The organism is Streptomyces sp. NPDC032198 (assembly GCF_040636975.1).
GTDB lineage: Bacteria > Actinomycetota > Actinomycetes > Streptomycetales > Streptomycetaceae > Streptomyces.
Window position 1 is genome coordinate 55,857 of sequence record NZ_JBEZVL010000002.1, and the last position, 13,478, is coordinate 69,334.

Below are 13,478 nucleotides of genomic sequence, written 5' to 3' on the forward strand. Positions count from 1 at the left end.
CCGTGGGGTCCGGCTGCATGAACAGAGCCTTAAGCGCGCCCTAAGGGCCTTCCCCAGGGGTTCGCGCGGGCCGAAGTGATCGCTAGCGTGCCTGGCGCGCAACCGAGTTGATCATCAGGCCCGCGCGCACCCCCACCCGGAAGGTCCCCCATGAAACCGTCCCCGCGCCTCTGCCTCGTACCGGCCGCCGTGGCCGCCGCAGCCGCCGCCCTGACCGCCGCTTCCGCCTCGCCCGCGCACGCCGCCGACGAGCCGGAGCGGCGCGTACAGGTCGCCATGGTGAACTTCACGGACAGCCGGATCCCGGACGCGGGAACACTCGAAACGGCCCTGAAGGACAACTACTTCGGCAGCAGCGGCTCCCTCACCTCGTACTACAACGAGGTCACCGGAGGCGCGACCACCTTCAAGGCCGCCGAGGGCGACGGCGTCACCGGACCCGTGGACATCGACCTCGCGGCCACCGGCTGCGACACCGGCAAGATCAACGACCTGACGCGGAAGGCGCTCGCCGCGAAGGGCGTGCCCGAGGACAGCTACGACCACCTGTCGCTCGTCTTCCCCTCGGAGAAGGCGGGCTGCGACTGGCTCGCGCTCGGTACCGTCGGCGGCGGCACCACCTGGATGCCCGTCGGCGCCGACGGCAAGATGTCGATGACGGCCCTGGTCCACGAGTTCGGCCACAACTTCGGCTACAGCCACCACATGCGGCTGCGCTGCCCGGCCGGCGACCTCGGCGAGGGCTGCGAGGAGGACGGCACCAGCCACAAGACCCCGATGGGCGGCGGCGGTTGGGAGGCCGGCCTCACCTCGCCCGAGCTGCTGCACAACAAGTGGCTCACGGGCGGCGAGGTCGCGAAGGTCGCCACATCCGGCACGTACGACCTGCGTCCGCTGTACGGGAGCGGCCGCGGGGTCCGTGCGCTCGACATTCCGCTGGGCGACGACCGCCTGGTCGTGGAGCTGCGGCACGAGTCCGGCACCGTCGACGGCGGGATCCAGGGCGTGCACGCCTACCGGGTGCCCGGCACGGACTACGCGAAGTCGGCGTTCATCGACCCGACGCCGGACGCCGACGGGGACGACAGCGACGCCCCGGCCGACGTGGACGCCCTCAAGGCGGGCGCGACGCTCACGGACGCGGCACGGAAGGTCGAGGTCAAGGTCGTGAAGGCCGGGGCCGACGCGGCGACGGTGCGGGTGAGCCTGGACGGGGTGGCGGCGCCTTCCAAGGCGGCCGGGCCCGCGAAGTCCGCGACGCCCGTCGAGGACAACGCGACGCCCGTCGAGGACAAGGAGAGCTCTGAGGCCCCCAACGCCGCACGCCCCGCCGGTGGTTCCACCGAACTGGCCGAGACCGGCGGCGACTCGGACACCACGCTCGCCTACGCGGTCGGCGGCGGCCTGCTGCTCGCCTTCGGCGGCGCGTTCCTGCTGAAGTCCCGCACCCGCCACGTCGCCCCTACTTCCCCTTCGGGTCGGCGGCGTTCGCGCTGACGACCGTGCCGTCGGCGGCGGTGAGCGACAGCCCGCCGTGGCGCAGTTCGTAGCTCACCTTGCCGTCGAACAGCTTGAGCAGCTTCTTCTCGGTGTCGCCCGCGGCTCCCTCGCACATCATCCGGGTGCTCCGCGGGGCGCCCAGGGTGATGGTCCCGTCCTTCACCTCGGCCTTGGCCGTGACGTTGTTGCAGCCGAGGTTGCCGCGGACCGTGCCGTCCTTGCCGAAGGTCAGATGGGCCTTGCCCTCGACCTCCTTCGGCAGGGACGCCGATACCTTGCCGTCGCCGATGGCGTTCACGTTCCACTTGGTGCCCGTCAGCGGGGCGTCCGGTTCCGAGGTGAGGGCCACGCTGTCTCCCTTGCCGGTGGTGAGCGTCAGCTTGTCGCCGTCCACCGCGGCCTTCAGGTCGCCGTTGCCGAGGGCCTGCTTGAAGGTGTTCTCGAAGTCCTGCGCGTCCCGCTTCGCGCAGGCCCGCTTGGTCGAGACGGCGTTCTCGAAGCCGACGGTGTCGCCGTCCACCGACGCATCGGCCGTGAAGCCGTTGCATCCGTAGTTGCCCTCGGCCTTGCCCTTGTCGTTGATCTCGACGTGGGCGTCGGCCGGGGCCTGCTGCTTCTTGCCGTTCACCGTGAGGCTCTCGACGCTCCAGTGGACGCCGGTGATGGCCGGTCGGGACCCGACGGACCCGCTGCCCGAGCCGGTCTCGGTGCCGCACGCGGTGAGCATGCCCGCGGCGGCCAGGGCCATGACGGTCGGAGTCAGTCGTTGCGTCTGCATGGCGGTGTGACGGAGGAAGTGGCGGATCTGGTTCCCTTCCCCTGGCCGAAACGGCCTCCGAGCCGGCCGAGACGGGGCCGCCGAGCCAGCCGAGAAGGGGCCGCCGAGACCGACCGGCTAGCTCATCACCGGCAGCAGATCCGCCAGGTCGGCCCGTTCCCCGCTCGCACTGGCCTTCGCCGCGTCGAGCGCCGTCTTCCAGTCCGTGCGCCCGGTCGCGAGGCGGATCCAGGTCAGCGGGTCGGTCTCGACGACGTTCGGCGGGGTGCCTCGGGTGTGCCGGGGGCCCTGCACGCACTGGACCACGGCGAACGGCGGGATCCTGACCTCGACGGCGCCGCCCGGGGCCTTCACCGCGAGGGCGTCGGCGAGCAGCCGGGTGCAGGCGGCCAGGGCCTGCCGGTCGTACGGGATGTCCAACCCCGGCACCGCGTCGTTCAGGTCGTCGGTGTGGACGATGAGTTCGACGGTGCGGGTGACCAGGAAGTCGTCGAGGGTCATCGCGCCGAACCGGGTGGGCGTGAGGCGGCCCGCGGTGACCTCGGGCAGCGCATCGTCGAAGCCGGAGAGCGTGCGCGCGTACAGCTCGTCGAGGTCCTGCGCGGCGAGCCCGCGCGACGCCTCGTCGACCTGCGCCGCGGCCGAGGCGGTCGCGAACGGCCAGTCGAGCAGGGCGAGTTCGCGAGCCGCGGGCTCCGGCATGGCGAGGAATCGGGTGACGGCGCCGATGCCCATCGTGAGGTGTGCGGCCAGCTCGCGGACGGTCCAGTCGCCGAGCCGGGTCGGCAGGGCGAGCTGCTCGGGTTCCAGGGCGAGGACGGCTTCTCGTACGTTCCCGAACTGGGTGCGCACGGCGGTGCGGATCTTGGCGGGGTCGTACGCACGCGTGCGCTTCTTGGCCGGAGGCATGGGCCGAGCCTAATTCTTCCCGGGGTACCCCTGGAGACCCTTTTCCACCTGGCCGAAGACCCGCTCGGTGGCCTCCGCGCAGTCCTTGGCGATCTCGTCGAGCGGATCGCCCACGAGGGTGCGCTGGTGGTTGTCCACGATGAGCGCGTTCCGGGCGCCGATGAGCTGGGAGGCGGCGACCCGCGCGAGGAGCATGTCGCCCGTCTCCTCGGCGAGGGCGTCCGCGAGGAGCTGGACGCTGCGCATGTGGAAGATCACCATGCGGTGCGCGAGGGTCGGTGTCTCACTGATGAGCTGGCGCACCTTGAGGGCGCGCGGGTCGCCGCTGAGGCCGATCGACGGGTCGCGCCCGGCGATCTGCTCCAGGAACTGCCCGCGCATCGCGGCGACCGCGGACTCGCCGGGCCGCCGCTCGCGCACCGCGCGGGCCGGGTCGCCGACGTGCTCCTCCATGGGGCTGACGATCGCGCCTTCCTTGGTCCCGAAGTAGTTGAAGACGGTCATCTTCGACACCTCGGCCGCCTCGGCGATCTCCGCCACGGAGACGTGATCGAAGCCCCGCTCGGAGCAGAGGTCCACCGCGACCCGCCAGATCCGCGACGCGGTCTGCTTCTTCTTGCGCGCGCGCAGCCCCAACTCCTCAGTCATGCAGGTCACGGTACCGGGGTGGCCTCTTCCCGCACCGTGAACGTCTCACCGTTGGCGGGCACCCCGATGCCCCGCCAGCGGAACGGCACACCGCGCGCGGTGTCCAGGTCGGGGCCGTCCATGAGCTGGAAGTGCACATGGGGTTCGGTGGAGTTGCCGGAGTTGCCGCAGCGGGCGAGCGTCTGCCCCTCCGCCACCTTGTCCCCCGCGCGGACGGCGAGCGACCCGCGCTGGACGTGCGCGTACATGGCGTACGTCCCCTCACCGAGGTCGAGGACGATGTGGTTGCCGACGACGCGGCGGGTTCCGCCGATGGTCCGGCCGACGGCCTCGATCAGCCAGAAGTACAGGACCCCGGCCAGGGAGCTGCGGCTGAGGTGGTCGCGCTGGCCGTCCTCGGCGTGCACGACGGTGGCGTCGGCCACCGCGTGCAGCGGCGCCCCGAAGGCGGGGTAGGCCTGGTTGCGGTGAGCGATGGGCCAGAACCACACCGGGACGGGACGCTTCGGCCCCTCCTCCGGCTCGGCCACGATGTCGATGGCGTAGGTCTGCCCGAGATGGTGCGTGCCATGGCTGGGCACCTTGTCGGCGGGGCTGTTGATGGCGGACCAGCGGCCGGCGACCGGGGCCGTGACCTCGACCGGGGCCGGGGGCCGCGCCGCTATCGCGTGCCGGGCCGAGCGGGAGGTGACCAGGCTGATGGCGATCGCGCCGAGCGCGGGCAGCCAGCTCAGCCAGTAGTTGTAGGGCAGGTCCACGAAGAACCCGACGGCGACCTGGACGAAGAAGACCACCCACAGCCCATGCTGGACGAGCGCGACAGCCTTGCGTCGGTCTACGGACATGACTTCCCCCTGGTACATAGCAGTTCAGGTCACGGGGCGCGCGGCCGTGAGCACCACGAGCAGCGGCACCACCCGTCCGGCAGGCACCTCGTACCGGCCGCGCTCCGTGGTGTGCAGCCAGCCCGCGCCGGTCAGTTGGCGCAGGTGGTGGTAGATCTGGCCCGTCGTGCCGACGTCGTCGAGCGCGGCGAGATCGGCGGCGGTGCGCAGACCGCCGAGGATCTCCCGCAGCAGCCGCAGCCGCACGGGATGGCCGAGCGCGGCGAACGACTCCGCCGTCTCCGCCCAGTCGCCCTCGAACACCGTCTCGGTGAGCAGCCCGTACTGCCACTCGTAGCGATGTCCCGTCGGCACGCGCACCGAGCCGGTGAACATGACGGCGCCGTCCGCGTCGTCGGACACCGGGTGCCGTGCCTTCAGCGCGTCGAGGGCCCAGAAGTCGCCCTCTCCCACGGCGGGCGCGGCCGGGCCCGCGCTCTCCAGCTCCGCCATGCGCCGTTCGAGCTCGGCGACGCGCTCTTCCAGATCCATGAGTGCGAGATTACGTAATTACGTAATCTCGTGCAAGCTGCGAGCCTCAGGGGGCGGCTGCGGCCCCGGAAACGACGAAGCCCCCGCCCGGACCAGGTCCGGGCGGGGGCTGTCGGAGGGAGTCGATCAGGCGAAGAGCCCCGGCAGGGTCCCCTCGTGCGCCTCGCGGATCTCGTCCAGCGTCAGCGTGAACTCGCCCTGGAGCTCCACCGCGTCCCCGTCGACCACACCGATCCGCGTCGCGGGCAGGCCGCGCGCCCCGCACATGTCGGTGAAGCGCAGCTCCTCGGAGCGGGGGACGGACACGACCGCGCGCCCCGCCGACTCGCTGAACAGGAGGGTGAACGCGTCGAGCCCGTCCGGGACGACCAGGCGCGCGCCCTTCCCGCCGCGGAGGCAGGACTCGGCGACGGCCTGCGCGAGGCCACCGTCCGAGAGGTCGTGCGCCGCGTCGATCATGCCGTCGCGCGAGCCCGAGATGAGGATCTCGGCGAGCAGCCGCTCGCGCTCCAGGTCCACCTTCGGGGGAAGCCCGCCGAGGTGGTCGTGGACGACCTGCGACCAGGCCGAACCGCCGAACTCCTCGGTGGTGTCACCGAGCAGGTAGAGCAGCTGGCCCTCTTCGGCGAAGGCCATCGGCGTGCGCCGCGCGACGTCGTCGATCACACCGAGGACGGAGACGACGGGCGTCGGGTGGATCGCCGCCTCGCCCGTCTGGTTGTAGAGCGAGACGTTGCCGCCGGTCACCGGGGTGCCCAGGATCTGGCAGGCGTCGGCGAGGCCACGGGTGGTCTCGGCGAACTGCCACATCACGTCCGGGTCCTCGGGCGAACCGAAGTTCAGGCAGTCCGAGACGGCGAGCGGGCGGGCCCCGGTCGCGGCGACGTTGCGGTACGCCTCCGACAGGGCCAGCTGCGCGCCCGCGTACGGGTCGAGCTTCGAGTAGCGGCCGTTGCCGTCATTCGCGAGGGCGACACCGAGGCCGGTCTCCTCGTCGATGCGGACCATGCCGGAGTCCTCGGGCTGCGCGAGCACCGTGTTGCCCTGCACGAAGCGGTCGTACTGATCCGTCACCCACGCCTTGGAGGCCTGGTTCGGCGACGCGACGACCGCGAGCACCTGGTCGCGCAGTTCCTTCGAACTCGCCGGACGCGCAAGCTTGTTGGCGTCGTCAGCCTGGAGGGCGTCCTGCCACTTCGGCCGGGCGTAGGGGCGCTCGTAGACCGGGCCGTCATGGGCGACGGTGCGCGGGTCGAGGTCGACGATCTTCTCGCCGTGCCAGAAGATCTCAAGCCGGTCGCCGTCCGTCACCTCACCGACGACGGTGGCGATGACGTCCCACTTCTCGCAGATCGCGAGGAAGCGCTCGACCTTCTCGGGCTCGACAACCGCGCACATGCGCTCCTGCGACTCACTCATGAGGATTTCCTCGGGAGTGAGCGTGGAGTCGCGCAGCGGTACGTCGTCCAGCTCGACGCGCATGCCGCCGGAGCCGTTCGACGCCAGCTCCGAGGTCGCGCAGGAGAGGCCCGCGGCGCCGAGGTCCTGGATGCCGACGACCAGCTTCTCGGCGAAGGCCTCCAGGGTGCACTCGATGAGGAGCTTCTCCTGGAAGGGGTCACCGACCTGCACGGCCGGACGCTTCGACGGCTTCGTGTCGTCGAAGGTCTCGGAGGCCAGGATCGAGGCGCCGCCGATGCCGTCACCGCCGGTGCGGGCCCCGTAGAGGATGACCTTGTTGCCGGGGCCTGAAGCCTTGGCGAGGTGGATGTCCTCGTGCCGCATGACGCCGATGGCACCGGCGTTGACCAGCGGGTTGCCCTGGTAGCAGGCGTCGAAGACGAGCTCGCCGCCGATGTTCGGCAGGCCCAGGCAGTTGCCGTAGCCGCCGATGCCCGCGACGACACCCGGAAGGACACGCTTCGTGTCGGGGTGGTCGGCGGCGCCCATCCGCAGCGGGTCCACGACCGCGACCGGGCGCGCGCCCATCGCGATGATGTCGCGGACGATGCCGCCGACACCGGTGGCCGCGCCCTGGTAGGGCTCGACGTACGACGGGTGGTTGTGCGACTCGACCTTGAAGGTGACCGCGTAGCCGTTGCCGACGTCGACGACACCGGCGTTCTCGCCGATGCCGACCAGCATGGCGTCGTTCTCGGGGGCCTTCTCGCCGAACTGGCGCAGGTGGACCTTGCTGCTCTTGTACGAGCAGTGCTCGGACCACATGACGGAGTACATGGCGAGCTCGGCGCCGGTCGGACGGCGGCCCAGGATCTCGCGTACGCGCGCGTACTCGTCTTCCTTCAGGCCCAGTTCGGCCCAGGGCAGCTTGACGTCGGGCGTCTCCGCCGCGTGCTTGACGGTGTCCAGAGTCATCAGGCGTTGACCAGCTTCTTCAGGATCGAGGTGAAGAATCCGAGGCCGTCGGTGCGGCCGGTCCCGACCAGCGGCTCCACGGCGTGCTCGGGGTGCGGCATGAGGCCGACGACATTGCCCGCCTCGTTGGTGATGCCGGCGATGTCACGGAGCGAGCCGTTGGGGTTGCCCTCCAGATACCGGAAGGCGACGCGGCCCTCGGCCTCCAGCATGTCCAGGGTCCGCTCGTCGGCCGTGTACTGGCCGTCGATGTTCTTGAGCGGGATCCGGATCTCCTGGCCCGCCGTGTAGTCGGCGGTCCAGGCGGTTCGGTCCGACTCCACCCGCAGCTTCTGCTCGCGGCAGATGAAGTGCAGGTGGTTGTTGCGCAGCATCGCGCCGGGCAGCAGGTGCGACTCGGTGAGCACCTGGAAGCCGTTGCAGATGCCGAGCACCGGCATGCCCGCCTTCGCCTGCTCGATGACCGACTCCATGACGGGCGAGAACCGCGAAATGGCCCCGGCCCGCAGATAGTCGCCGTACGAGAATCCACCGGGAAGGACCACGGCGTCGACCTGCTTCAGGTCCTTGTCGCGGTGCCAGAGCGGCACGGCTTCGGCGCCGGCGACGCGGACGGCACGCTGGGTGTCGCGGTCGTCGAGGGTTCCGGGGAAAGTGACGACTCCGATTCGGGCAGTCACTTCTCTTCCTCCACCTTTACGAAGAAGTCCTCGATCACGGTGTTGGCGAGGAAGGTTTCCGCCATCTCGTGGATACGGGCGAGGGCCGCGTCATCGACGGGCCCGTCCACCTCGAGTTCGAAGCGCTTTCCCTGACGTACGTCGGCGATCCCCTTGAATCCGAGGCGCGGCAGTGCACGCTGCACCGCCTGGCCCTGGGGGTCGAGGATCTCCGGCTTGAGCATGACGTCGACTACGACGCGTGCCACTGGCACTCCCGGTGTGTGGTGCTGGCTGAGCGGTCCCTTCAGACTACCCGCACAAAAATTCTACTCGCGTAGATTCGTAGAAACCTACGTGATGACGGTCACGTTCCGACTCATACTCGTGTATCGAACGGGGCACCTTCGCGAAAAATCCAGGAAAAGATCACGCATCGCCATTGCATCCGGACACGCGGGCGGATTTAGTCGGGCTTCACAATGCATTGCCGGGCACTGTACAAAGGAAATGGCATTAGCCGATGCTTTGCACATAACAGTGCCCATAACAGCCGGACAGTCGGCATCACCGCACGTCAACGCGGTAGAGCCGCACGAAGGGACCGATATTCGTGGCGCAGCGTGTCGTGGTCACTCTCTCTGACGACATCGACGGCGGGGATGCGGCGGAGACGATCGCCTTCGGTCTTGACGGCAAGTCGTACGAGATCGACCTCAATCAAACCAATGCCAAGAAACTGCGCAAGGCACTTGCCCCGTACCTGGACGCGGCCCGCAAGCAGTCGAAGTCCGGCAAGGCCTTCAAGCACACGACGGTGGCGGCGAACCCCGCGGCCGTCCGCGCCTGGGCCCGCTCGCACCAGATGGACGTGCCGCCGCGCGGCCGCATCCCCAAGAAGGTCTACGAGGCCTTCGAGGCAGCCAACTGACCTGGGCGGACGGCCCGCCAGGAGGGCCCCTCGGCAACCGACTTGACCTGCACCCCCGCCGGTCGGCTAGAGTTTGGACCACGCCGAGGGGCAAGGCCGAAAGGCCCGAACCTCACGGAGTCTTGCGGGTGTAGTTCAGTAGTAGAACATCCCCCTTCCAGGGGGAAGGCGCAGTGTGCAATTCCTGTCACCCGCTCTGCAAGGCTTACCGACCACTCTTTCGAGTGCGGTAGGCTGGTGCTCGCGCCGATCAGTGAGAGCTGGTCGGAGGCAATGCGAACGTAGCTCAGTTGGTAGAGCGCAACCTTGCCAAGGTTGAGGTCGCGAGTTCGAACCTCGTCGTTCGCTCCATCGAAGAAGGCCCCGGTCATAGCGACCGGGGCCTTCTTCGTATGTCACCCCGCCCTCTCCTTCTGACATTTGTCATGCGAGCCGGTGACAGCGCGCACTGCTCCGGCGCTCGCGGCCGGGGGACGCTTTTCCCATGACTGACCAAGTGATCGACGTGACCGATCTGCGGCGCGTGTACGGGGGCGGTTTCGAGGCGGTCCGGGGAGTCTCCTTCTCCGTCGGACGAGGTGAGCTCTTCGCGCTGCTCGGGACCAACGGGGCGGGCAAGACCTCCACCGTCGAACTCCTCGAAGGGCTCGCCGCACCCGCCGGGGGGCGGGTGCGGGTGCTCGGGCACGATCCGTACGCCGAGCGGGGCGCCGTGCGCCACCGGATCGGTGTGATGCTCCAGGAAGGCGGCTTCCCCTCCGAGCTGACGGTCGCCGAGACCATCCGGATGTGGGCCGCCTGCACCAGCGGCGCCCGTCCCGCCGCCGAAGCCCTGGACATGGTGGGCCTCGGCAAGCGGGCCGGCGTACGCGTGAAGATGCTCTCCGGCGGCGAGAAGCGGCGGCTCGACCTTGCCACCGCCCTCATCGGGCAGCCCGAGGTGCTCTTCCTCGACGAACCGACGACCGGACTCGACGCCGAAGGGCGCCGCGAGACCTGGGAGTTGGTGCGGGCCCTGCGCGACAACGGCACGACCGTGCTGCTCACCACGCACTACCTCGAAGAGGCCGAGAACCTCGCCGACCGGCTCGCGATCCTGCACGAGGGCCGGATCGCGGCCGAAGGACGGGTCGCCGACGTGGTGGCCGAGCAGCCCTCGCAGGTCTCCTTCGAACTCCCGGCCGGGTACTTCGTCGGGGACCTGCCGCCGCTCAACGATCTCGGGGTGAGCGACCACGAGATCGTCGGCGGACGGGTCCGGCTGCGTACGCACGAGTTGCAGCGGGCGGCCACGGGACTGCTGCTGTGGGCGCGGGACGCGAACGTCGAGCTCGGCAGGCTCGACGTACGGGCCGCATCGCTGGAGGAGGCGTTCCTGCGTATCGCGCGGGACGCCGAGAGCGCGGCCGGCGCCGCGGAGAAGGAGACGGTGGCATGAGCGCCCTTACGGCAACCCCACAAGCGGTGTCGACTCCCGCCCGGCGGATGGCCGCGCTCGCGCGGGCCGAGCTGACGCTGCTCGGGCGCAGCAAGGGCACGCTGTTCGCCGCCCTGTTCGTGCCGGTCGTGATGCCGTTCAGCCTGCGCCAGGGCGCGGACAGCATGGACCTCAAGGGCGCCGGCCTCTCGGTCGGAGCCGTGGTGGTGCCCGGCGCCATCGGCTTCTCCCTGCTCTTCGCCGTCTACTCGGCACTGACCGCCGTCTATGCCGCCCGCCGCGAGGAGCTGGTCCTCAAGCGGCTGCGCACCGGTGAGCTGCGGGACCCGGAGATCCTCGCCGGGGCCGCCCTGCCGTCGGTCGCCATCGGAGTGGTCCAGGCCGTCGTCCTGGCGATCGGCTGTACGGTCCTGCTCGACACGGGGGCGCCGAGCGCGCCGCATCTCGCCGTCATCGGCGTGCTGCTCGGCCTGGTGATGTTCAGCGCCCTCGGCGCGGTGACCGCGAGCCTCAGCAGGTCCGTGGAGTCCGCGCAGGTCATGGCCATGCCGCTGGCGTTCGGCTCGATGTTCGGGTCCGGTCTCTTCATCCCCTTCGAGGTCATGCCCGACAAGCTGGCCTCGGTCTGCGAGCTTCTTCCGCTCTCGCCGGTGATCACGCTGGTGCGCGGCGGCTGGACCGGCGAGCTCTCCGGCGCCGACACCCTGGCCGCCCTGGCCACCGCGGTGGCCTGGACCGCGGTCTCGGTGTTTGCTGTACGCCGGTGGTTCCGCTGGGAGCCGCGGCGCTGAGGAAGTGGCACAAGCCGCGGAAGTGCGGAAGCCGAGAATTCGAGAAGGGGGTCATGACGTGGTCGGCCGAATCCAGGGGCTGAAGCGCGGCTGGCACGAGCGGAGCAAGATCGAGAAGGTCGAGTTCCAGTCCATGGCCATGTGGCACGCCATGCCCTGGATCTTCCTCCTCAGCTGGGGCTCGGTGCCCCTGCTCGCGGCCGTGCGGCAGGGGCCCCTCCCACTGGCCCTCGGCTGCTCGCTGCTCCTGGCGGCCGTCCTGCAGTGCGTCCACGTCAACCGCACGATGCGCCGCTCGCTCGACCACTTCCTGAAGCGCGCGCAGCCTCCGCGCCGCGACCTCGCCGTGTCACTCGCGCTGATGGTCACGACGCTGGGCCTCGTCGTCGCCCTGCAGGCCGTGCGCGGGGTCGAGACCGAGACGCTCACCCTCGCCACGATGTTCGCCGTGATGCCCTACGGACAGTCGCTGGCCTTCGCCGTACCGATCCGTACGTTCTTCATCCGGTTCGCCGTGATCGCGGCCGCCACCTTGGCGGCGTTCGCCGCGATCGGCGTGCACGACGGGCGGCTCGTGGGCACGGCTGTGGTGATCGCCCTCGGCACGCTGGTCTCCCTGCTCTCGTCGCGCTGCGGCGCCTGGACGCTCGCCGTGATGTGGGAGGCCGACCGGGCCCGCGAGGTCGAGGCGCGGCTCGCGGTGGCCGAGGAGCGGCTGCGGTTCGGGCGGGACCTGCACGACGTGATGGGGCGCAACCTCGCGGTCATCGCCCTGAAGAGCGAGCTCGCCGTGCAGCTGGCCAAGCGGGGGCGGCCCGAAGCCGTCGACCAGATGGTCGAGGTGCAGCGGATCGCCCAGGAGTCGCAGCGGGAGGTGCGGGAAGTGGTGCGGGGCTACCGGGAGGCCGACCTCGCGGTCGAACTCGCCGGTGCGCAGGGAGTTCTGGAGGCGGCCGGGATCGACTGCCGGGTCACCGGGCCGTCCGCGGGGCTCTCCGTCCCGGTGCAGTCCGCGTTGGGCTGGGTCGTGCGCGAGGCGACCACCAATGTGCTGCGGCACGGGGACGCGCGGCGGTGCGACATCACCCTGACGATCACCGATGAACGTACGTCCCTGGCCGTCGAGAACGACGGGGTGCCCGAGGCCGCGCCGGACGGCAGGAAGGGTTCCGGTCTCGCCGGGCTCAGGGAGCGGCTCGCCGCGGTGGACGGGACGCTGGACCTCACCTCCGGCGAGGGACGGTTCCGCCTCGTCGCGGAGGTGCCGCTGGCCCGCCCCCGGCAGGATGCCGGTCGCCCGAAGGACCGCCCCCAGGACGGCCGTCACCACCAGGAAGAAGCCGAAAGGGTCACGCGATGAGCCTGCGTGTGCTGCTCGCCGACGACGAGCACCTCATCCGTGGCGCCCTCGCCGCGCTCCTCGCACTGGAGGACGACCTCGTCGTGGTCGCCGAGGCCGCCACCGGACCCGAGGCCCTCGCCATGGCGCGGGCGCACCGGCCCGATGTGGCCGTGCTCGACCTGGAGATGCCGGGCGCCGACGGTGTGATGGTGGCCACATCTCTGCGCGATGAACTCCCGGACTGCCGCACCATGATCGTGACGAGTCATGGCAGACCGGGTCATCTCAAGCGGGCACTCGCGGTGGGGGTACGGGGCTTCGTCCCGAAGACCGTGAGCGCGCAGCGCCTCGCCGAGATCATCCGCACCGTTCATGCCGGTAACCGCTATGTGGACCCGGAGTTGGCCGCCGACGCGATCTCCGCCGGGGACTCCCCGCTGACCGTCCGCGAGGCCGAGGTGCTCGAACTCGCCGCCGACGGTGCGCCCGTCGCGGAGATCGCCGAGCGGGCCTCGCTGTCCCAGGGAACGGTCCGGAACTACCTCTCGTCCGCCGCCACCAAGATCGGGGCCGAGAACCGGCATGCCGCGGTGCGTCTCGCACGCGAGCGAGGTTGGGTATAGTTGGGCTCGCGCTTCGGCGCAGCGCGGACGTAGCTCAGTTGGTAGAGCGCAACCTTGCCAAGGTTGAGGTCGCCAGTTCGAACCTGGTCGTCCGCTCCACGGAAAGA

The 13,478-nt window shown here is 70.3% G+C and carries 14 protein-coding genes and 3 tRNA genes; 9 read left to right on the top strand and 8 right to left on the bottom strand.

Translation table 11 applies throughout. From position 1 onward, the window contains the following. Positions 1-150: 150 nt before the first annotated feature. Complete coding sequence (locus AB0E78_RS05335; RefSeq protein ID WP_361828664.1) at positions 151-1,497, top strand: LPXTG cell wall anchor domain-containing protein; 1,347 nt, start codon at positions 151-153, stop codon at positions 1,495-1,497. On the opposite strand, the gene AB0E78_RS05340 is transcribed toward AB0E78_RS05335, so the two are convergent. From AB0E78_RS05340 to purS, 8 genes are all read right to left on the bottom strand, one after another. Then, on the bottom strand, positions 1,463-2,278 hold the full coding sequence (locus AB0E78_RS05340; protein WP_361828665.1) for an META domain-containing protein: 816 nt from the start codon (positions 2,276-2,278) through the stop codon (positions 1,463-1,465). The two genes, AB0E78_RS05335 and AB0E78_RS05340, sit on opposite strands and share 35 nt — an antisense overlap. 117 nt (positions 2,279-2,395) lie before the next feature. After that, complete coding sequence (locus tag AB0E78_RS05345) at positions 2,396-3,187, bottom strand: sterol carrier family protein (protein ID WP_361828667.1); 792 nt, start codon at positions 3,185-3,187, stop codon at positions 2,396-2,398. Positions 3,188-3,196: 9 nt separating this feature from the next. Then, positions 3,197-3,835, bottom strand: a complete 639-nt coding sequence (locus AB0E78_RS05350; RefSeq protein ID WP_361828669.1) for a TetR/AcrR family transcriptional regulator — start codon at positions 3,833-3,835, stop codon at positions 3,197-3,199. 5 nt (positions 3,836-3,840) lie between these two features. Beyond that, entirely contained in the window at positions 3,841-4,680 is an 840-nt protein-coding gene (locus AB0E78_RS05355; protein ID WP_361828671.1) for a M23 family metallopeptidase, read from the bottom strand. A 24-nt stretch (positions 4,681-4,704) separates the two neighbouring features. Further along, positions 4,705-5,211 carry a helix-turn-helix domain-containing protein gene (locus tag AB0E78_RS05360; RefSeq protein WP_361828673.1) on the bottom strand — a complete coding sequence of 169 codons (507 nt, stop codon included), beginning with the start codon at positions 5,209-5,211 and terminating at the stop codon, positions 4,705-4,707. Positions 5,212-5,337: 126 nt separating this feature from the next. After that, positions 5,338-7,587 (bottom strand): phosphoribosylformylglycinamidine synthase subunit PurL, encoded by a 2,250-nt coding sequence (gene purL, locus AB0E78_RS05365; RefSeq protein ID WP_361828675.1) that lies wholly within the window; start codon positions 7,585-7,587, stop codon positions 5,338-5,340. Further along, entirely contained in the window at positions 7,587-8,267 is a 681-nt protein-coding gene (purQ, locus tag AB0E78_RS05370; RefSeq protein ID WP_361828676.1) for a phosphoribosylformylglycinamidine synthase subunit PurQ, read from the bottom strand. The genes purL and purQ overlap by 1 nt, the downstream gene beginning before the upstream one ends. Next, a complete protein-coding gene (gene purS / locus AB0E78_RS05375; protein ID WP_135332092.1) occupies positions 8,264-8,515 on the bottom strand; it encodes a phosphoribosylformylglycinamidine synthase subunit PurS in 252 nt (83 codons plus the stop codon). Before purS ends, purQ begins: the two co-directional genes overlap by 4 nt. Before the next feature lie 344 nt (positions 8,516-8,859). Here purS and AB0E78_RS05380 point away from each other — a divergent pair, with 344 nt between their 5' ends. The 8 genes from AB0E78_RS05380 (at position 8,860) to AB0E78_RS05415 (ending at position 13,470) form a co-directional block, all read left to right on the top strand. Further along, positions 8,860-9,177, top strand: a complete 318-nt coding sequence (locus AB0E78_RS05380) for an Lsr2 family protein (protein WP_344522189.1) — start codon at positions 8,860-8,862, stop codon at positions 9,175-9,177. Positions 9,178-9,301: 124 nt separating this feature from the next. Beyond that, positions 9,302-9,373, top strand: a tRNA-Gly gene (locus AB0E78_RS05385). 79 nt (positions 9,374-9,452) lie between these two features. Beyond that, positions 9,453-9,528 (top strand) — tRNA-Gly (locus AB0E78_RS05390). Positions 9,529-9,661: 133 nt separating this feature from the next. Then, positions 9,662-10,615, top strand: a complete 954-nt coding sequence (locus tag AB0E78_RS05395) for an ABC transporter ATP-binding protein (protein WP_361828679.1) — start codon at positions 9,662-9,664, stop codon at positions 10,613-10,615. Continuing rightward, positions 10,612-11,406 (top strand): ABC transporter permease, encoded by a 795-nt coding sequence (locus AB0E78_RS05400; protein WP_361828680.1) that lies wholly within the window; start codon positions 10,612-10,614, stop codon positions 11,404-11,406. Before AB0E78_RS05395 ends, AB0E78_RS05400 begins: the two co-directional genes overlap by 4 nt. 58 nt (positions 11,407-11,464) lie before the next feature. Next, entirely contained in the window at positions 11,465-12,766 is a 1,302-nt protein-coding gene (locus AB0E78_RS05405) for a histidine kinase (RefSeq protein ID WP_361828681.1), read from the top strand. Then, entirely contained in the window at positions 12,763-13,371 is a 609-nt protein-coding gene (locus AB0E78_RS05410) for a response regulator transcription factor (protein WP_361828682.1), read from the top strand. The genes AB0E78_RS05405 and AB0E78_RS05410 overlap by 4 nt, the downstream gene beginning before the upstream one ends. Positions 13,372-13,394: 23 nt before the next feature. Then, positions 13,395-13,470 (top strand) — tRNA-Gly (locus AB0E78_RS05415). Positions 13,471-13,478: the final 8 nt, after the last annotated feature.

Bases quoted from the DNA above. Each gene is read 5' to 3' on its own strand.
- AB0E78_RS05335 (WP_361828664.1), top strand. From the start codon at position 151: ATGAAACCGTCCCCGCGCCTCTGCCTCGTACCGGCCGCCGTGGCCGCC.
- AB0E78_RS05340 (WP_361828665.1), bottom strand. From the start codon at position 2,278: ATGCAGACGCAACGACTGACTCCGACCGTCATGGCCCTGGCCGCCGCG.
- AB0E78_RS05345 (WP_361828667.1), bottom strand. From the start codon at position 3,187: ATGCCTCCGGCCAAGAAGCGCACGCGTGCGTACGACCCCGCCAAGATC.
- AB0E78_RS05350 (WP_361828669.1), bottom strand. From the start codon at position 3,835: ATGACTGAGGAGTTGGGGCTGCGCGCGCGCAAGAAGAAGCAGACCGCG.
- AB0E78_RS05355 (WP_361828671.1), bottom strand. From the start codon at position 4,680: ATGTCCGTAGACCGACGCAAGGCTGTCGCGCTCGTCCAGCATGGGCTG.
- AB0E78_RS05360 (WP_361828673.1), bottom strand. From the start codon at position 5,211: ATGGATCTGGAAGAGCGCGTCGCCGAGCTCGAACGGCGCATGGCGGAG.
- purL (WP_361828675.1), bottom strand. From the start codon at position 7,587: ATGACTCTGGACACCGTCAAGCACGCGGCGGAGACGCCCGACGTCAAG.
- AB0E78_RS05395 (WP_361828679.1), top strand. From the start codon at position 9,662: ATGACTGACCAAGTGATCGACGTGACCGATCTGCGGCGCGTGTACGGG.
- AB0E78_RS05400 (WP_361828680.1), top strand. From the start codon at position 10,612: ATGAGCGCCCTTACGGCAACCCCACAAGCGGTGTCGACTCCCGCCCGG.
- AB0E78_RS05410 (WP_361828682.1), top strand. From the start codon at position 12,763: ATGAGCCTGCGTGTGCTGCTCGCCGACGACGAGCACCTCATCCGTGGC.